This window comes from Pseudomonas halotolerans (assembly GCF_039581215.1).
GTDB lineage: Bacteria > Pseudomonadota > Gammaproteobacteria > Pseudomonadales > Pseudomonadaceae > Aquipseudomonas > Aquipseudomonas tehranensis.
Genome location: NZ_JBCNTJ010000019.1, coordinates 25,126 through 42,428, shown reverse-complemented (window position 1 = coordinate 42,428; position 17,303 = coordinate 25,126). Strand labels below are relative to the sequence as shown.

15 protein-coding genes are annotated in these 17,303 nt (G+C 63.0%); 7 read left to right on the top strand and 8 right to left on the bottom strand.

Annotation, left to right across the window (positions count from 1 at the left end):
- Window positions 1–48: 48 nt before the first annotated feature.
- From AAIS01_RS22165 to AAIS01_RS22145, 5 genes are all read left to right on the top strand, one after another.
- The gene (locus AAIS01_RS22165) at window positions 49–975 is read left to right on the top strand and encodes a LysR family transcriptional regulator (protein ID WP_343470702.1); all 927 of its coding nucleotides are present in this window, start codon (window positions 49–51) and stop codon (window positions 973–975) included.
- A gap of 379 nt (window positions 976–1,354) precedes the next feature.
- The gene (locus AAIS01_RS22160) at window positions 1,355–1,837 is read left to right on the top strand and encodes a formate dehydrogenase subunit gamma (protein WP_343470701.1); all 483 of its coding nucleotides are present in this window, start codon (window positions 1,355–1,357) and stop codon (window positions 1,835–1,837) included.
- Entirely contained in the window at window positions 1,831–3,390 is a 1,560-nt protein-coding gene (locus AAIS01_RS22155) for a formate dehydrogenase beta subunit (protein ID WP_343470699.1), read from the top strand. The genes AAIS01_RS22160 and AAIS01_RS22155 overlap by 7 nt, the downstream gene beginning before the upstream one ends.
- Window positions 3,387–6,263 (top strand): formate dehydrogenase subunit alpha, encoded by a 2,877-nt coding sequence (fdhF, locus tag AAIS01_RS22150; protein WP_343470698.1) that lies wholly within the window; start codon window positions 3,387–3,389, stop codon window positions 6,261–6,263. The genes AAIS01_RS22155 and fdhF overlap by 4 nt, the downstream gene beginning before the upstream one ends.
- The gene (locus AAIS01_RS22145) at window positions 6,260–6,481 is read left to right on the top strand and encodes a formate dehydrogenase subunit delta (protein ID WP_214912125.1); all 222 of its coding nucleotides are present in this window, start codon (window positions 6,260–6,262) and stop codon (window positions 6,479–6,481) included. Before fdhF ends, AAIS01_RS22145 begins: the two co-directional genes overlap by 4 nt.
- Before the next feature lie 50 nt (window positions 6,482–6,531).
- Here AAIS01_RS22145 and AAIS01_RS22140 read toward each other — a convergent pair whose 3' ends face one another.
- The 7 genes from AAIS01_RS22140 to AAIS01_RS22110 form a co-directional block, all read right to left on the bottom strand.
- Window positions 6,532–6,906 (bottom strand): Na+/H+ antiporter subunit G, encoded by a 375-nt coding sequence (locus tag AAIS01_RS22140; protein WP_214912126.1) that lies wholly within the window; start codon window positions 6,904–6,906, stop codon window positions 6,532–6,534.
- Window positions 6,903–7,181 carry a K+/H+ antiporter subunit F gene (locus AAIS01_RS22135; RefSeq protein ID WP_214912127.1) on the bottom strand — a complete coding sequence of 93 codons (279 nt, stop codon included), beginning with the start codon at window positions 7,179–7,181 and terminating at the stop codon, window positions 6,903–6,905. The genes AAIS01_RS22140 and AAIS01_RS22135 overlap by 4 nt, the downstream gene beginning before the upstream one ends.
- Complete coding sequence (locus tag AAIS01_RS22130; RefSeq protein ID WP_343470697.1) at window positions 7,178–7,666, bottom strand: Na+/H+ antiporter subunit E; 489 nt, start codon at window positions 7,664–7,666, stop codon at window positions 7,178–7,180. The genes AAIS01_RS22135 and AAIS01_RS22130 overlap by 4 nt, the downstream gene beginning before the upstream one ends.
- Entirely contained in the window at window positions 7,663–9,348 is a 1,686-nt protein-coding gene (locus AAIS01_RS22125; protein WP_343470696.1) for a monovalent cation/H+ antiporter subunit D, read from the bottom strand. Before AAIS01_RS22125 ends, AAIS01_RS22130 begins: the two co-directional genes overlap by 4 nt.
- Window positions 9,345–9,689, bottom strand: coding sequence for a Na+/H+ antiporter subunit C (locus tag AAIS01_RS22120; RefSeq protein ID WP_047225720.1), 345 nt, complete (start codon window positions 9,687–9,689; stop codon window positions 9,345–9,347). Before AAIS01_RS22120 ends, AAIS01_RS22125 begins: the two co-directional genes overlap by 4 nt.
- On the bottom strand, window positions 9,689–12,616 hold the full coding sequence (locus AAIS01_RS22115; RefSeq protein WP_343470693.1) for a monovalent cation/H+ antiporter subunit A: 2,928 nt from the start codon (window positions 12,614–12,616) through the stop codon (window positions 9,689–9,691). Before AAIS01_RS22115 ends, AAIS01_RS22120 begins: the two co-directional genes overlap by 1 nt.
- A gap of 180 nt (window positions 12,617–12,796) precedes the next feature.
- Window positions 12,797–13,822, bottom strand: a complete 1,026-nt coding sequence (locus AAIS01_RS22110) for a DMT family transporter (RefSeq protein ID WP_343470692.1) — start codon at window positions 13,820–13,822, stop codon at window positions 12,797–12,799.
- Here AAIS01_RS22110 and AAIS01_RS22105 point away from each other — a divergent pair.
- The gene (locus AAIS01_RS22105; RefSeq protein ID WP_343470691.1) at window positions 13,817–14,380 is read left to right on the top strand and encodes a helix-turn-helix domain-containing protein; all 564 of its coding nucleotides are present in this window, start codon (window positions 13,817–13,819) and stop codon (window positions 14,378–14,380) included. The two genes, AAIS01_RS22110 and AAIS01_RS22105, sit on opposite strands and share 6 nt — an antisense overlap.
- A gap of 15 nt (window positions 14,381–14,395) precedes the next feature.
- Window positions 14,396–15,838, top strand: coding sequence for an FAD/NAD(P)-binding protein (locus AAIS01_RS22100; RefSeq protein WP_343470690.1), 1,443 nt, complete (start codon window positions 14,396–14,398; stop codon window positions 15,836–15,838).
- 155 nt (window positions 15,839–15,993) lie between these two features.
- Here AAIS01_RS22100 and AAIS01_RS22095 read toward each other — a convergent pair whose 3' ends face one another.
- Window positions 15,994–17,109, bottom strand: coding sequence for a Gfo/Idh/MocA family protein (locus AAIS01_RS22095; protein ID WP_343470689.1), 1,116 nt, complete (start codon window positions 17,107–17,109; stop codon window positions 15,994–15,996).
- Window positions 17,110–17,303 lie beyond the last annotated feature (194 nt).

Here is a 17,303-nt window from a genome sequence, read left to right as displayed (position 1 = left end):
AAAATGCGTGTTGTCACGGGTATGCGTCAGATCTGAAGGAAGGTCGCAATGGATAAGCTTTCGAACATGTCGGTCTACATAAAGGTTGTCGAGATGGGCAGTTTCACTGCCGTGGCAAATCATCTGGACTCCACAGTAGGTAACGTATCGCGTGCTGTTTCTGCGCTCGAAAACGTGCTCGATGCGCGTCTGTTGCAACGCTCGACCCGGCGCCTGTCGGTCACTGATGCGGGGCGGCGGTTCTACGAGCGGTGCACGAAAATTCTGGCTGATCTTGAGAGTGCGGAAGCCGAAGCAAGCAACGCGGCCTTGCAGCCCAGGGGAACACTCCGTGTGCATTGTGTACCCGGACTGGCTCGGCATCTGGTCACGGGGGCCGTGCTGGAATACCGCAAACATTTTCCGGACGTCACCGTGGATCTGTTGCTTTCCCAGCGCATGCCTAACCTGCTTGAAGACCAGCTCGATGTCTCGATTCTGATTGCCCGAGCGCTGCCTGATTCGGCGTATGTCAGCCAAAAGATCGGTGTCAGCCATTGCGTTCTGGTGGCGTCACCAGACTATCTGGCTCGACATGCGCCGCCCGTGACGCCGAAGGATCTCGATGATCACCAGTGTCTGCTGCTGGGCACCGTGGACTATGTCAGGGATGAGTGGCAACTGAAGAGCAAGGCGGGCGACGCGACATTTGTCCCTGCCGGGCCAAGTTTCAGCGTGAACGATATGGATGCGATGGCGGTGGCTATTCGGGAGGGGGCTGGAATTGGGTTGCTGGCCGGCTTTACGGCCGTCGACGATTTGCGCTCCGGGAAGCTGGTGCGGGTTCTGCCTGACTTCCATACGTATGAGCGCAACGTCTATGCCATCTACAATTCACGACAGTTTGTCGATGCAAAAATCACCCGCTTCATCGACACGTTAAAGGATCGGGTTGGTCGTCAACTGGCAGCCACCGCTCAGGAGCTCATCCATTGAAATACCGCGAGTCATAAGTATTTGCACCTCGACAAGACAACTTTCGAGCAGCTCGCCTAAGCGCAAGGATATGTAGCCCCCAACCACCACCGGTAGCATCGGCTGGCCAATACCCAATAGTGAATTAAGCTATGAGAGCTGACCGCCTCCCGGCTCAAGTCGCTTTCAGGACACGTTAAGTCGTCTGTGTGCAACCGCCGCCCCCCGGGAGTGGCAAGCTGTAACGATGCCCCGGACCTGGTGCGCCTAGACACTTGGCCGGAGAGCGAGAATGGTGACTGGATCAACCACGCGTCCGTGACGTGGCCCGGCACCGCAGCCAAGACTCCGGACGGCTGCCGCATTGCGGCGATGTCGTTCGAGATGCCGAGGTACGTTTATGCCTGATGAGACGCTTCACCTGCCTCTGATTCATAGCGTGTTACAGCGCGAAAAGGACACCCCCGGTGCCTTGCTGCCGATACTCCACGCCATCCAGGAAGGCTGCGGGTACGTCCCCGATACCGCCGTCCCGGAAATTGCCCATGCCCTGAACCTCAGCCTGGCTGAAGTGCGCGGGGTCATCAGCTTCTACCACGATTTCCGTACCTCGCCGCCAGCGCGCCATACGCTGCGTCTGTGCCGGGCCGAGTCTTGCCAGAGCATGGGGGCCGAAGGCCTGGCTGCGCAGTTGCGTGAGCAATTGGCGCTGGATGATCACGGCACCAGTGCCGATGGCAGCATCAGCCTGCGTCCGGTCTATTGCCTGGGCGCCTGCGTCTGTTCACCTGCGCTGGAACTGGACGGTGAGCTGCATGCACGGTTAACCCCCGAGCGCTTGCGCGAGCTGGTCAAGGGTTGTCTGGAGGAGGGCGCATGCTGAAGCTCTGCATCCCCCGTGATTCAGTGGTCCGTGCCGTGGGCGCGGACAAGGTCGCAGCGGCGTTGGCGAGTGAAGCTGAGCGTCGACAACTACCATTTGAGCTGCGCCGCACCAGTTCACGCGGCCTTTATTGGCTGGAGCCGATGCTGGAGCTTGATACCGACCAAGGCCGGCTCGGTTTTGGCCCTGTGACGCCGCAAGACGTGCCCAGCCTGCTGGATGCGCTGGCAGGCGATCCTGGTAGCCATCCGTTGGCCTTGGGCCCGGTTGAGCAGATCCCGTATCTCAAAAGCCAGCAGCGTCTGCTGTTTGCGCGTGCCGGCATCACCCAACCGCTGTCCCTGGACGATTACCGTGCCCAGGGCGGTTTCCTCGGGCTGGCCCGGGCGATCCAGATGGACGGCGCAGACGTGGTCGCCAGCGTGCTCGATTCCGGCCTGCGTGGCCGCGGTGGCGCGGCGTTTCCGGCGGGCATCAAGTGGCGCACCGTGCGCGACGCGGCAGGGGCGCAGAAGTACGTGGTGTGTAACGCCGATGAGGGCGACTCCGGTACTTTTGCTGACCGCATGCTGATGGAAGGCGATCCGTTCCTTTTGATCGAAGGCATGATCATCGCCGGGATCGCCGTCGGCGCGACCATGGGCTACATCTATGTGCGTTCGGAGTACCCGGACGCTATCAGCACCCTGAACGATGCACTGCGCATCGCCCGTGACGCCGGGTATCTGGGCGCGAACGTGAGCGGCAGCGGCCGCGCTTTCGACATTGACGTTCGGGTGGGGGCCGGCGCCTACATTTGCGGCGAGGAAACGGCACTGCTCGAATCCCTCGAGGGCAAGCGCGGCACGGTCCGTGCCAAACCGCCGCTGCCCGCCATCCAAGGCCTGTTCGGGTTGCCGACGCTGGTCCACAACGTGGTAACCCTGGCCTCGGTGCCGGTGATCATGGAGAAGGGCGCGCAGTTTTATCGCGACTTCGGCATGGGCCGGTCCCTGGGCACGATGCCGTTTCAACTGGCCGGCAATGTGCGCCAGGGCGGCCTGGTGGAGCGCGCCTTCGGCCTGAGCCTGCGTGAACTGGTGGAAGGTTATGGTGGCGGTACCGCCAGTGGTCGACCATTGAAGGCCGCGCAAGTAGGTGGGCCGCTGGGTGCCTGGGTGCCGCCTTCACAGTTTGATACGCCGTTGGACTACGAGGCATTCGCCGCCATGGGCGCCATGCTCGGCCACGGGGGCGTGGTGGTTGCCGATGACACGCTCGACATGGCCCATATGGCCCGTTTCGCCTTGCAGTTCTGCGCCGAGGAATCCTGCGGCAAGTGCACGCCGTGCCGGATTGGTTCCACCCGTGGCGTGGAAGTGGTGGACCGCTTGATCGCCAGCACCGATGCGGCTGCACGCCAGGAGCAGGCACTGCTGCTGCACGACCTTTGCGACACCATGCAGTACGGCTCGCTCTGCGCCCTGGGTGGGATGACGTCCTTTCCCGTCGGTAGCGCTCTCAAGCACTTTCCCGCCGACTTCGGTCTGGCGACCACGGAGGCCGACCAATGATCACTATTTTCGACCCCAGCAGCGATATCGACCTCGGCACCCCGGCGCGTGAAAGCGACGTGCAGGTCAGCCTGACCATCGACGGACGCGAAATCAGCGTCGCCTCCGGCACCTCGGTCATGCGCGCGGCGGCCATGCTGGGCACGACCATCCCGAAACTCTGCGCCACCGACAGCCTGGAAGCCTTCGGCTCTTGCCGCATGTGCCTGGTGGAGATCGACGGCATGCGCGGCTATCCGGCGTCCTGCACCACGCCGGTCACCGAGGGAATGGTGGTACGCACCCAGACCTCCAAACTGGCCGACCTGCGGCGCAACGTGATGGAAATGTACATTTCCGATCACCCGCTGGACTGCCTGACGTGTGCAGCCAACGGCAACTGCGAATTGCAGACGGTGGCGGGGCAGGTCGGTCTGCGCGAGGTGCGCTACGGCTACGAAGGTGCCAATCACTTGGCCGAAGCCAAGGACGTCTCCAACCCTTATTTCGAATACGACCCGAGCAAGTGCATCGTCTGCAACCGCTGTGTGCGCGCCTGTGAGGAAATCCAGGGCACCTTTGCCCTGACCATCACCGGACGCGGCTTTGATTCCCGCGTGGCGGCGGCCGGCGGTGACAACTTCCTCGACTCCGAATGCGTCTCCTGCGGCGCCTGTGTCCAGGCCTGCCCGACGGCGACCTTGATCGACAAGAGCGTCGTGGAGATCGGCCAGCCGGAACGCAGCGTCATCACCACCTGTGCCTATTGCGGTGTGGGTTGCTCCTTCCGCGCTGAAATGAAAGGCGAGCAACTGGTGCGCATGGTCCCGGACAAGAACGGCCAGGCCAACCATGGCCACTCCTGCGTCAAGGGCCGTTTCGCCTGGGGTTACGCCACCCACCCGGACCGCATCACCAAGCCGATGATCCGCAAGCACATCAGCGACCCGTGGCAAGAGGTCAGCTGGGAAGAGGCGGTCACCTACGCGGCCAGCGAATTGCGCCGCATCCAGCTCAAATACGGGCGCGATTCCATCGGCGGAATCACCTCCAGCCGCTGCACCAACGAAGAAACCTACCTGGTGCAGAAACTGGTGCGCACCGCTTTCGGCAACAACAACGTCGACACCTGCGCCAGGGTCTGCCATTCGCCCACCGGTTATGGCCTCAAGCAGACCTTGGGCGAATCCGCCGGCACCCAGAATTTCGACTCGGTGATGAAGGCCGACGTGATCATGGTGATGGGCGCCAACCCCACCGACGCTCACCCGGTGTTCGGCTCCCAGCTCAAGCGTCGCTTGCGCCAGGGCGCGCGGCTGATCGTCATCGATCCGCGTCGTATCGACCTGGTGGATTCACCCCATGCCCGTGCCGACCTGCACTTGCAACTGCGTCCGGGCACCAACGTGGCGATGCTCAATGCGTTGGCCCATGTGATTGTCACTGAGGGGCTGGTCAACCAGCCTTTCGTCGAAGAGCGCTGCGAGGCCGCGGACTTCGCCCGTTGGCGCGACTTCGTCAGCCAGCCGGAAAACTCGCCCGAAGCCCTGGGGCCGGTGTGTGGCGTGCCCGCCGACCAGATCCGCGCCGCCGCGCGGCTTTACGCCAGCGTTGACAACGCGGCGATCTACTACGGACTCGGCGTCACCGAACACAGCCAGGGCAGCACCTCGGTGATGGGCATCGCCAACCTGGCCATGGTCACCGGCAACATCGGCCGCGAAGGGGTCGGGGTGAACCCGCTGCGTGGGCAGAACAACGTCCAGGGTTCCTGCGACATGGGCTCTTTCCCCCACGAGCTGCCGGGCTATCGGCACATTTCCAACGAGACGGTGCGCGCCCAGTTCGAACAGGCCTGGAACGTAACCCTGCAGCCCGATCCGGGGTTGCGCATCCCCAACATGTTCGAAGCGGCTCTGGATGGCACCTTCAAGGCGCTTTACTGCCAGGGCGAGGATATCGCCCAGAGCGACCCGAACACCCAGCACGTCACTGCTGCGCTGTCAGCCATGGAATGCGTGGTGGTGCAGGATATCTTCCTCAACGAGACGGCCAAGTTCGCCCATGTGTTCCTGCCGGGCAGCTCGTTCCTTGAAAAGGACGGCACCTTCACCAACGCTGAACGCCGAATCTCAAGGGTGCGCAAAGTGATGGAACCCCTGGCCGGTAAGGCCGACTGGGAGGCCACCGTGGCCCTGGCCGATGCCTTGGGCTACAAGATGCACTACAGCCATCCCTCGCAAATCATGGACGAAATCGCCAGCCTGACACCGACGTTCAGTCGCGTCAGCTACGCCGAACTGGAACGTCACGGCAGCCTGCAATGGCCGTGCAACGATGCCGCGCCGGACGGCACGCCGACCATGCACATCGATCAGTTCGTGCGGGGCAAGGGGCGCTTCATGCTCACCGGCTACGTGCCTACCGAAGAGAAGGTCAACAGCCGCTATCCGTTGTTGCTGACCACCGGACGCATCCTCAGCCAGTACAACGTCGGCGCCCAGACCCGACGCACCGACAACGTGGCCTGGCACGACGAGGACCGCCTGGAAATCCACCCAACCGATGCCGAGAACCGTGGCATCGCCGAGGACGACTGGGTCGGCATCGGCAGCCGTGCCGGGCAGACGGTGCTGCGTGCGAAAGTCACCGAGCGGGTGGCACCGGGCGTGGTCTACACCACCTTCCACTTCCCTGAATCGGGCGCCAACGTCATCACCACCGACAACTCCGACTGGGCCACCAACTGCCCGGAATACAAGGTGACGGCGGTGGAGATCGTGCGGGTCAGCCAGCCTTCCGAATGGCAGAAGCGTTACCAGGCGTTCAGTGACGAACAGGGGCGCCTGCTGAAGGAGCGCCGTCATGCAGAGAAAGCCGAGGTGCGCCGATGAGTTCCGAAAGCCTGATCAAGATGGCCAACCAGATCGCGCAGTACTTCGCCAGTGAGCCGGATCACGCGCTGGCAGTGAACGGGGTGCGCCAACACATCAAGAGCTTCTGGACGCCGGCCATGCGTCGCCAGTTGAGTGCCTGGCAAACCGAGCACCCGGGCGCGGTCCTGCATCCTCTGGTGGTGGCAGCACTGACGGAAACGGAAGGGGTTGCTTAACGATTGCTGCGAGGGCAGGGGGATATCCTTGGCAGATAACCCCCTCGCTCTCAAGGCATTGGTGAGTCGCCCTGATCCGTCCTGCGGCTGCTGACTTCTGCCGGTACGTCATCGCCGGCCATGCGTTTGCGAAACAACGCCGCCCGGGCCAGCAACAGGGTGGTCACCGGGACGGTGATAGACAGCAGGATCGGTATCAGCCAGGCATGCAGCACCGGGCCGGATTTGAGCGCTGAAAAATAGATGATCGAGGCCAACGCCACGCACCAGGCCCCCAGGGTTGAAGCCAGCGCTGGCGGGTGCATGCGTTGGAAATAATCCTTCAGGCGCACCAGGCCGATGGCACCGATCAAAGCAAACAAGCCGCTGAGCACCAGCAGGATCGCCACCGGAATTTCGACCCACATCGACAGTTCGCCGCTCATTCGATCACCTCGCCGCGCAACAGGAACTTGGCCAGGGCGAACGAACCGACAAAGCCGAACAGGGCGATGAGCAGCGCCGCCTCGAAATAGGTGTCACTGGCGTAACGGATACCCAACACCAGCATCATCAGCATTGCCACGATGTACAGATAGTCCAGGGCCAGTACCCGATCCTGTGCCGACGGCCCCTTGAACAGCCGCAGCAGGGTCAGGGCCATCGCCATGCAGAACAGTAACAGGCTCAATAAAATCGCATTGGACAGCAACGGGCTCATTCGAAGATCTCCATCAATGGGCGCTCATAGGTCGCCTTGAAATGCGCGATGAAGGCCGCTTCGTCGTCCAGATCGAACACGTGTACCAGCAGAATGCTGCGGTCCAGAGCCAGTTCCGACCAGACCGTGCCGGGAATCACCGTGGCAATCATCGAAAGGGCCGCCAGACCGTTGGCATCGCGCAGATCCAGCGGCACTTTGATGAACTGCGAGCGAGGAGGCCGGCGCCCGATGTTCAGCACGCCCCAGGCCACCGCGAGGTTGGACATCAGCACGTCCTGACCCACCATCAGAAACAGGCGCAGCACCGCCCCCGGTCGCCGGATATGAATGGGCCGCGGTCGCAACGGGCGCAGCATCAGCGGTGCCAGAAAGCCCAGCGCCGCCCCCAGCAGCAGGTGCCCGAGGCTGACGGACAGGTTCAATATCAGCCACAGCAATCCAAGCGCCAGAGACAGCCAAGGGGCGGGGAACAGGCGCTTCATGGCTGCACCTCCAGCAACGCGGTGCTCGTTTGCGGGCCCGGGACTGGGCGGGTGGCGAGGACCGACATCACATAATGTTCCGGGTTGTTCAGCCCTTCGGCGGCGGTCTGGGTGTAACGCAGCAGGGCCTCGGCCTTGAAGGTGAGCGCGATGCCCAATCCCAATAGCACAATGATCGGCACGCATTCAAAAGGGCGCAACAACGGTGAAGGTCGCTCTTGCGGCGTCCAGAAGCGCTGGATACCCAGCCGCGTGAATGCGATCAGTGAGGCCAACCCAGAGAGAATAAGCAACGCCAACAGGCCCCAGGCCTGATTCGATATTGGCGCCCCGATGCTTGCCTGCAGGCCTTGGGGGTTGAGCAGCGCGCTCATGAGCCCCAGCTTGCCGATGAACCCCGAAAGCGGCGGCATGCCCACCACCAACAGCGTGCAGGCGATGAAACTCAAGCCGAGGAAAGCCATGGTCCAGGGAATGACTTGCCCGACCACGGCTTTCTGTTCGTCATCAAGGTTGATGCCCTTGGGCGGTTGCAGGGATTCAAGTGGCCGAGGCAGGACATCGAGATCGTCCTCCAGCGACGGTTCATTGGCTGAGCGCGAGCGTTCGATCAGCTCGGCCAGCAAAAACAACGCACAGAGTGCCAGGGTCGAACTCACCAGATAAAACAGCGCCGCCCCCACCAGGTTCGGCTGGGCAAAGCCGATGGCCGACAACAGGATCCCGGCGGACACCAGGATACTCAGGCTGGCCATGCGCTCCAGACGCTGGGCCGCCAGAATGGCGATGGCGGCACAGACGATCGTGGCCATGCCGCCGTAGATCAGCCAGTCGCCGCCGAAATAGGCCGAGGCGCCGGCCTGGCCGGAGAACAGCAACGTCCACAGGCGCAGGATCGTGTAGACGCCCACCTTGGTCATGATCGCGAACAGGGCCGCCACCGGCGCACTGGCGGCGCTGTAAGCCGGCACCAGCCAGAAATTCAGCGGCCACATGCCGGCCTTGGCCAGGAACGCCACCGCCAGGATGCCTGCCCCGGCGTGCAGCAAGCCCCGGTCGGCTTCCGGCACCAGGGGCACCTTCAACGCCAGGTCAGCCATGTTCAAGGTGCCGGTGACGCCATAGATCAGCGCCGCGCCGATCAGGAACAGCGACGAGGCCAGCAGATTGATGGAAATGTAGTGCAACCCCGACGACACCCGCGCCCGGCCCGAGCCGTGCAGCATCAAACCGTAGGAAGCGGCCAGCAGCACCTCGAAGAACACAAACAGGTTGAACAGATCCGCCGTAAGGAAGGCCCCGTAGAGGCCCATCAACTGGATCTGGAACAGCGCATGGAAACTCGCCCCGGCGCGATCCCAACGGGCTGTGGCAAACAGCAAGGCACTGACGCCGATGATCCCGGTCAACACCAGCATCAGCGCCGACAGGCGATCGACTACCAGCACGATGCCGAATGGTGCCTGCCAGTTGCCCGGCAGGTACACGCCGATAGAGGCGGGCAGGGCCTGGTCCTGGGTCCAGTACAGCAACAGCATGGCGATACCCAGGCCCAGCAGGCTGGAAAGCAGGTTGATCCGCGCTTTGAGCGGGCGATGCTTTTCGCCCAGCATGAGCATCACCGCAGCGGTGAACAGTGGCAGCAGGATAGGGGCGGCGATCAAGTGAGGCGTCAACATCATTCCTTGGGCTCCCGGCCGTCCACATGGTCGGTGCCGGTCAGGCCCCGGGAGGCCAGCAGGACCACCAGGAACAACGCGGTCATGGCGAAGCTGATCACAATCGCGGTCAAGACCAGGGCCTGGGGCAGTGGGTCGGTGTAGTGCAGCAGATCCTGGGGGATGCCGTCCTTGATGATCGGTTCCTTGCCGATGAACAGGCTGCCCATGCTGAAGATGAACAGGTTGACGCCATAGGACAGCAGGCACAGGCCCATGACCACTTGAAAGGTCCGTGGTCGCAGCACCAGCCAGACCCCGGAGGCGGCCAGTACGCCAATTGCTATTGCGATGACTTCTTCCATCAGGCCGTGCCTCCTGCTACCGGTTGTGCAATGGGTTTGGGGTGCAGGCCAGGCTTGTGGGCCCGCACCGACTGGTGAGCCAGGGCGGTGAGAATCAACAGGGTCGAGCCGACCACCACGGCATAGACGCCGATGTCGAAAAACAGTGCGCTGGCCAAGTGAATATCCCCCAGCAACGGCAACTCGAAATGCCAGGTATGGGTGGTCAGGAACGGATAGCCCACCGCCATCGCGCCAAGTCCCGTGACCGTGGCAAACAACAGCCCCGTGCCCATCCAGCGCAGCGGACGCAGGCTCATCTGGGCCTCGACCCATTGGGTGCCGGCGACCATGTATTGCAGAATGAACGCCACCGACATCACCAGCCCGGCCACGAAACCGCCACCGGGTTGGTTGTGACCGCGCATGAACAGGTAACACGACACCACCAGAGAAATCGGCAGCAGCAGACGCACCAGCACCGACGGCACCATCATGAAGCCCAGCGCGGTATCACTGGCGTGGCGCGGGTTGACCAGATCGGTCACCACGTCGGGTGCCAGCAGCCGCTGTTGTGCCGGTAGCTGCATGCTTTCCTTTGGCGGCCGGAAACGTCGCAGCAGGGCGAAGACCGCCAGGGCAACCGCTACCAGCACGGTGATCTCTCCGAGGGTGTCGAAGCCGCGGAAATCCACCAGCATCACGTTCACCACGTTGCTGCCGCCGCCCTCGGGCAGGGCCCGACTGAGGTAAAACGATGAAATATCGTTGGGGGTCTGGCGGGTCAGCATCGCGTAGGACAGCAGCGCCATGCCGCCTCCGACGGTGATGGACAGCAGCAAGTCCCGCAGGCGCCGGAGGCGTGCGCGTCGTTCGCTGTTGGGCCGCGGCGCTGCATCCTCGATCCGCCGGGGCAGCCAGCGCAGGCCCAGCAAGATCAGCACAGTGGTTACCACTTCCACGGCCAGTTGCGTCAGGGCCAGATCGGGGGCTGAGAACCAGACGAAGGTCACGCAGGTCATCAGGCCGCAGACGCTGACCATGGTCAGGGCCGCGAGCCGGTGATACTTGGCCTGCCAGGCCGCGCCCAGGGCGCAGGCGATTGCCAACAGCCACAGGGTCACGAACACAATGGAGCCAGGGATCTTCGGCCGGTCGCCCCACACCAGCGTGCTGTTGAGCATCGGGATCAACCCGGCCAGTACGGCGGCCAGCACCAACCAGAACAACTGCCCTTGGAGGCGTCGGGTGCTGATCTTGCGTTCCAGCCGGCGGCCCTGACGCATCATCAGCACCAGGCAACGCTCGAACAGGCGCTTGCCGCTGAATCGGCCAATGAACGGCGGATGCTTGATGTGGCCCTGTTTGAACTGATTGCGCAGCAGCAGGTAAAGCACGATGCCGCCGGACATCGCCACCAGGCTCATGATCATCGGCGCGTTCAGGCCGTGCCAGATCGCCAGGCTGTACTCGGGCAACGGGCCGCCCACCACCGGCAACGCGGCGGCGGCCAGCAACGAGCCGACCACCTGGGCCGGGAAAATGCCCACCAGCAGACAGGCGAACACCAGCAACTCCACCGGCGCACGCATCCAGCGTGGCGGTTCATGGGGGGTATGGGGCAGGTCGGTGGCGGGGGGGCCGAAGAACACGTCCACGGTAAAGCGCAGGGAGTAGGCGACGCTGAAGGTCCCGGCAAGGGTGGCGATGATCGGCAGCGCCAGCTCGACCCAGGCCGTGGCGGAGATGAACACGGTTTCGGCGAAGAACATTTCCTTGGACAGGAACCCGTTGAGCAGCGGAACCCCGGCCATCGCCGCGCTGGCGACCATGGCCAGGGTGGCGGTGAACGGAATCAGCCGCACCAGGCCGCTGAGCCGGCGAATATCGCGGGTGCCGCTTTCGTGGTCGATGATCCCGGCGGCCATGAACAGCGAGGCTTTGAAGGTGGCGTGGTTCAGAATATGGAACACCGCCGCCACCGCCGCCAGTGGACTGTTGAGGCCCAGCAGCAGGGTGATCAACCCCAGATGGCTGATGGTGGAATAGGCCAGCAGGCCCTTGAGGTCATTCTGGAACATCGCGCAGTAGGCACCGAGCAACAAGGTACAGGCGCCGGCGCCGCCGACGATGTAGAACCATTGTTCACTGCCCGACAGCGCCGGCCACAACCGCGCCAGCAGGAATACACCGGCCTTGACCATCGTGGCCGAATGCAGATACGCCGACACCGGGGTGGGCGCGGCCATGGCATGGGGAAGCCAGAAGTGGAAAGGGAACTGTGCGCTTTTGCTCAGCGCGCCAATCAGAATCAGCGTCAGCAGGACGGGGTAGAGGGCGTGGTCACGGATCAGGTTGCCGGCAGCCAGGACCTTGTCCAGGTCATAGCTGCCCACCACATGGCCGAGGATCATCACGCCGGCCAGCAGGCACAACCCGCCGGCCCCGGTCACCATCAAGGCCATGTAGGCACCGCGTCGGGCATCAGAACGGTGATGCCAATAGCCGATCAGCAGGAATGAGAACAGGCTGGTCAGCTCCCAGAAGAACACCATCTGGATCAAGTTACCGGAAATCACCAACCCCAGCATGGCGCCCATGAACGCCAGGAAAAATGCAAAGAAACGCGGCACCGGGTCGTCCGGCGACATGTAATAGCGGGCGTACAGCGACACCAGCGTGCCGATGCCCAGCACCAGCATCGCGAACAGCCAGGCGAAACCGTCCAGGCGCAGCACGAAATTCAAGCCCAGGCTCGGTAACCAGAAATACTCCTCACGGATCACACCGCCGTCGGCGATCTGCGGGTACAGCAAAGCCACCTGAACGGTGCCGACCAAGGCCACAAGGCCTGCCAGCAAGGATTCGGCATTACGGGCGTTATGCGGCAGCAGCGCCGCGACACAGCTGCCGATGAAGGGCAAAAGCAATAGAACTATCAGTGACATAGGCTTCTATTCGGCGGGAGTTTGTCAGGGATCATACGTGGCGGACGTTCGATCACCAACCGCCAGGCTGTCGCAGAATCCTACAAGGCAGGTGGAGTATTCCTATTTTGCGTGTGTAGGAGCTGCCGAAGGCTGCGATCTTTTTAGAGAAACGACTTTTCGAGAGGTTTTTCGATTGCCTTAACGTTCGCGCTTAAGCACCTCATCCGCCTCGTTGACCATTTTGCTGCGGGTCTTCAGTTCGCTGACGATCACCGCCGCCACGATCAGCCCCGCGCCTACCAGCGCAATCGCCGGCAACCGCTCGCCCGCCAGGCGCCCGGCAATCCCGGCCCACACCGGTTCGCCGGCATAGATCAGCGTGGCGCGGGTGGGCGAGACGCTTTTCTGCGCCCAGTTCATCGCCACCTGGATCGCCGCGCTGGCCGCCCCCAGGCCCACGGCGCTGACCAGCAACAGCCAGGAGAAGTCCGGGATGCTTTCCTGGGTCGGCACCACCATCAAAAAGGCCAGCACCGCCGTGCTTGCCAGTTGCACCACGGTGACCCGGCGCACATCGACCTGGCCGGCGTAGGCGCTGATCAGAATGATTTCGGCGGCAATGGCGATGGCGCTGATCAGCGTGGCGATTTCACCGGGGCTGAAATTCAACGACGCCCCGGCCGGGCCCGACACCAGCATCAACCCGGTGAAGGCCAGCATGATGCCCAGGCTGGGCATCAAGCCGGGCCGACGGCCCAGCACCAGCCACTGCAACAGCGGCACGAACGGCACGTAAAGCGCGGTGATGAACGCCGACTGGCTGCTGGGAATGGTCTGCAGGCCGACGGTCTGCAAGCCATAACCGAGCATGATCGCCACGCCGATGAAGCTTCCGGCCTTGAGTTCGAACAGGGTCAGGTCGCGCAGATGACGCCAGGAGAACAGCGCGACGAACGCTGCGGCGGCGGCAAAACGCAGGCCGACGAAAAACATCGGTCCGCTGACGGTCATGGCGTGCTGCACCAGCAAGAACGTCCCACCCCAGATCATGGTGATCAGCACTAGCACGCATTCGGCCTTGCTGAACCTGGAGAAACGGGAGGAAGCTTGAGGGGAGTTCACCAATGCCATGACCTTGCGCGCCACTTGGGGCGGACGCACAATGCGCCCGAAGAAGGTGGGCAGTATAATGCGCAACCCCAGCAGATGAGCAATATAGTGCACAAAGAAAACGGCCAGCGGGCATCCGTCCTGCAACACGTCAGCCAGAACGTCCGCCGCCTGCGCCACGCCGCGCAGCTCAGCCAGACAACCCTGGCCGAACTGTCCGGGGTCAGCCGGCGCATGTTGGTGGCCATCGAGGCCGGCGAAAAGAATGTCAGCCTGACTACCCTCGACCGTGTCGCCGAAGCCCTCGACGTGGCTTTCAGCGACCTGATCCAGGCCCCCGATGCGCGTGACCCGAGTCGCATCAACGAACTGGCCTGGGCCGGTACTATCCCCGGCAGCAAAGCCGTGCTGCTGGCCAAGGCCACTGCCAGCCGCGAAGTCGAACTTTGGGAATGGCGCCTGGAGCCAGGCGAGCATTACCCATCCGAACCCGATGCCGATGGCTGGAGCGAGCAGCTCTATGTATTCGAGGGTTGCCTGACCCTGATGCTGGGCAGCGAAGAGCGCCAGATTGGCGCCGGTGAGTTTTTCATGTTCGCCAGCAACCAGCCCCATGCGTATCGTAATGATGGTCCGGTGGCGACGAGATTCGTACGCAACGTGGTGATTTGATTCCTGGAGAGCGACATGCATACAGCGCTGGATCGACCTGGCAGCAGCATCACCCGCGAGGCCGACGTCTTGATCGTCGGCGGTGGCCTGAGCGGAGCCATGCTGGCGGCGCAGCTATTGCGTCTGCCTGGCCGGCGCAGCGTGCTGATTGTCGAGCCGCGCAGCGAACTGGGGCGGGGCGAGGCCTACAGTGCCGTGGAGCTGGGCCACACCTTGAACGGCAACGCCGCGCGGATGAGCGTCGATCCGGACAACGCCGATGACCTGACCCAATGGCTCGCCGAATTCATCGAGGCCGGTGGCTGGCCCGAGTCGGATCAGCAGCATGTGCCGGTCAGCGAACTGTTCCCGCCCCGTGGAATCTTCGGTTTATATGTGCAGCAGCGCCTCGCTGAAGCCCGGGCGCAGGGAGCCCGCAATGGCTCGGTGGCGGAGCATGTGCGTGGCGAAGCCGTCGATCTGCAGGTCGCGGCTGACACCGTGGTGTTGACGCTGAGCGATGGCCAGACCTTGCGCGGACGTTTCGCGGTGCTCGCCACGGGCATGTTCCCGGCGGCGCGCACCCCGCAGACCGAATCCAGCGGCTTGAATGCCGCCGCGCTGGACCCTTGGGATGTAGCGGCGATGTGTCGGCTCGATCCGCAATCCACGGTGTTGATCATTGGCTCAGGGCTGACCATGGTGGATGCCGTGGTGTCCCTGGAGCAGGCCGGGCATCGCGGACCTATCGAAGTGTTTTCCCGCCATGGCCTGCTGCCCCATGTGCGTCGACAACCGCCTGAGTGGGTGGACTTTCTCGCCGACGATCACAGCCTGCGCTCGCCACGCCAATTGATGCGCGCTCTGCGTGAGCAATGTCGTCAGGCCCAGGCCGAGGGCATCGACTGGCAGGCCCCGCTGGATACGGTGCGTGCGCACATCGGGCGCTTGTGGAGCCAGGCCAGCGATGTGCAGCGCCGACAATTCGTGCGCCATGTGCGGCCCTGGTGGGAGAGCCATCATCATCGTTCGCCGCCCTTGAGCGCCGAGCTGGTGGCGCGGCTGCACGAGCAAGGGCGGCTGCGGATTCAGGCGGCATCGTTCAAGGGCTTGGCGGCGTCTGGCGAGGGGACGGTAAATATTCGCATTCGGCGGCGGGGTGAGGCGGATCTAACGGTGGTGCAGGGCGCTGCGCTGATCAACTCCAGTGGCATCGAATACGATTGGCGCCGGGTTGCACGAGCGTTGCCCCAACAACTGCTGGCTCGCGGATTGATCCAGCCTGGTCCACTGGCCCTGGGCATCGCCGCCCGTGCCGATGGCGCAGTGCTGGATGCCCAGGGCGAGCCTGCCAACCGCTTGTTCGCCATGGGGCCACCCTTGCGCGGGATGTGGTGGGAAAGCACCGCAGTGACCGATGTCGCGAGCCAGGCCAAGGCGCTGGCGGCGCGGTTGGTTGAGTTGCAAAGCCAAGATTGAAGTTGGACCCCCTGTGGCGAGGGGGATTTATCCCGCTGGGCCGCGAAGCGGCCCCCAAATTTAGCCTGACACAACGAGGAGGCAGTTTTAGGGGCGCTTCGCACCCCAACGGGGATAAATCCCCTCACCACAGGGAAGTTCACTGAAGTGAGCGGTTATAGCTCGCTGACCCTGACCCAACGCCCCTCCCGCGCCGCCAGGCGAATCGCGGCCGCCAGCCGTTCCACTTCCCAGGCTTCTTCAAAATCGGTTCCGTTGCCGCCCTGGCCGGCGATGGCCATGATCAATTCCTGGACCTCCAGAGTCTTCAATTCGTTGTACCCCAACTGATGCCCGGCCGCTGGGCTGAATGCGGCGTAGCCCGGCAGGTCCGGGCCGGCCAGCAGACGTTGGAATCCTCCTTGGCCGACCCGGCACAAGCGCAGTTCGTTCAGTCGCTCCTGATCGAACGCCAGGGTGCCGAGCGTGCCGCTGATCTCAAAACTCAGGTGATTCTTGTAGCCGTGCTTGAGCCAACTGCTGCTGACCGTGCCTCGGGCGCCGCTGGTGAAGCGCAGCAGGGCGTGGACTTGGTCATCCACGGCGATGGTGCGCTGCTCAGTGTTACCGGCACTGGCGGGGCGTTGGCTGTGTACGGTCTGGCTGTCGGCACACACCGCCTCGACATCGCCCAATAAATGACGGGCCATGGCCAGCAAGTGGCTGCCCAGGTCCGCCAATGCGCCGCCAGCGTGGGCGGCTTCGCAGCGCCATGACCACGGTGAGGTCGGATCGGCCATGAAATCTTCGCTGAACTCGCCCTGAAAACTGATGATCTGCCCCAGTTCCCCGCGCTGGATCATGTCCCGCGCCCGTTGAATAAGCGGGTTGTGCTGGTAGTTGTAGCCGACCCGCGTGACCACGCCGGCCGCCTTGGCCGCCCGTTGCATCTGGTCGGCCTGTTCGAGGGACACGGCCAGGGGCTTTTCACAATAAACCGGCTTGCCCGCCGTTAGCGCAGCCATGGCCATCGGGTAATGCAAATGGTTGGGCGTGGTGATGGCGATCAGGTTGACCTTCGGGTCGTCGATCAGTTGTTGCCAATCGCTGTGGGCCGTCTCGAACCCCCAGCTCTGGGCGCACTGTCGGGCACGCTGGGGATCGGCATCGGCCAGGGCCACCAGTTTCAGGTTCAGGGGAAGGTCGAACACCGCTTTGGCATTATGAAATGCCAAGGCATGGGCACGGCCCATGAAGCCAGTGCCAATCAGACCGATGCCGAGTTCGCGCATGAGAAAGAGCCCTTTGAGTTTTTATTTTCAGAAGGGCTCTTTATGGAATAAATATTCGCATATTGCAAATGTTGGAATAAATATTCTTTTGTTGGCGCTCACTGCACTACCCCCTGTGGGAGCGAGCCTGCTCGCGATAGCGGTGGATCAGTGACATCAATGCTAGCTGATCCAACGTCATCGCGAGCAGGCTC

Bases quoted from the DNA above. Each gene is read 5' to 3' on its own strand.
- AAIS01_RS22165 (WP_343470702.1), top strand. From the start codon at position 49: ATGGATAAGCTTTCGAACATGTCGGTCTACATAAAGGTTGTCGAGATG.
- AAIS01_RS22160 (WP_343470701.1), top strand. From the start codon at position 1,355: ATGCCTGATGAGACGCTTCACCTGCCTCTGATTCATAGCGTGTTACAG.
- AAIS01_RS22155 (WP_343470699.1), top strand. From the start codon at position 1,831: ATGCTGAAGCTCTGCATCCCCCGTGATTCAGTGGTCCGTGCCGTGGGC.
- fdhF (WP_343470698.1), top strand. From the start codon at position 3,387: ATGATCACTATTTTCGACCCCAGCAGCGATATCGACCTCGGCACCCCG.
- AAIS01_RS22145 (WP_214912125.1), top strand. From the start codon at position 6,260: ATGAGTTCCGAAAGCCTGATCAAGATGGCCAACCAGATCGCGCAGTAC.
- AAIS01_RS22140 (WP_214912126.1), bottom strand. From the start codon at position 6,906: ATGAGCGGCGAACTGTCGATGTGGGTCGAAATTCCGGTGGCGATCCTG.
- AAIS01_RS22135 (WP_214912127.1), bottom strand. From the start codon at position 7,181: ATGAGCCCGTTGCTGTCCAATGCGATTTTATTGAGCCTGTTACTGTTC.
- AAIS01_RS22130 (WP_343470697.1), bottom strand. From the start codon at position 7,666: ATGAAGCGCCTGTTCCCCGCCCCTTGGCTGTCTCTGGCGCTTGGATTG.
- AAIS01_RS22125 (WP_343470696.1), bottom strand. From the start codon at position 9,348: ATGATGTTGACGCCTCACTTGATCGCCGCCCCTATCCTGCTGCCACTG.
- AAIS01_RS22120 (WP_047225720.1), bottom strand. From the start codon at position 9,689: ATGGAAGAAGTCATCGCAATAGCAATTGGCGTACTGGCCGCCTCCGGG.
- AAIS01_RS22115 (WP_343470693.1), bottom strand. From the start codon at position 12,616: ATGTCACTGATAGTTCTATTGCTTTTGCCCTTCATCGGCAGCTGTGTC.
- AAIS01_RS22100 (WP_343470690.1), top strand. From the start codon at position 14,396: ATGCATACAGCGCTGGATCGACCTGGCAGCAGCATCACCCGCGAGGCC.
- AAIS01_RS22095 (WP_343470689.1), bottom strand. From the start codon at position 17,109: ATGCGCGAACTCGGCATCGGTCTGATTGGCACTGGCTTCATGGGCCGT.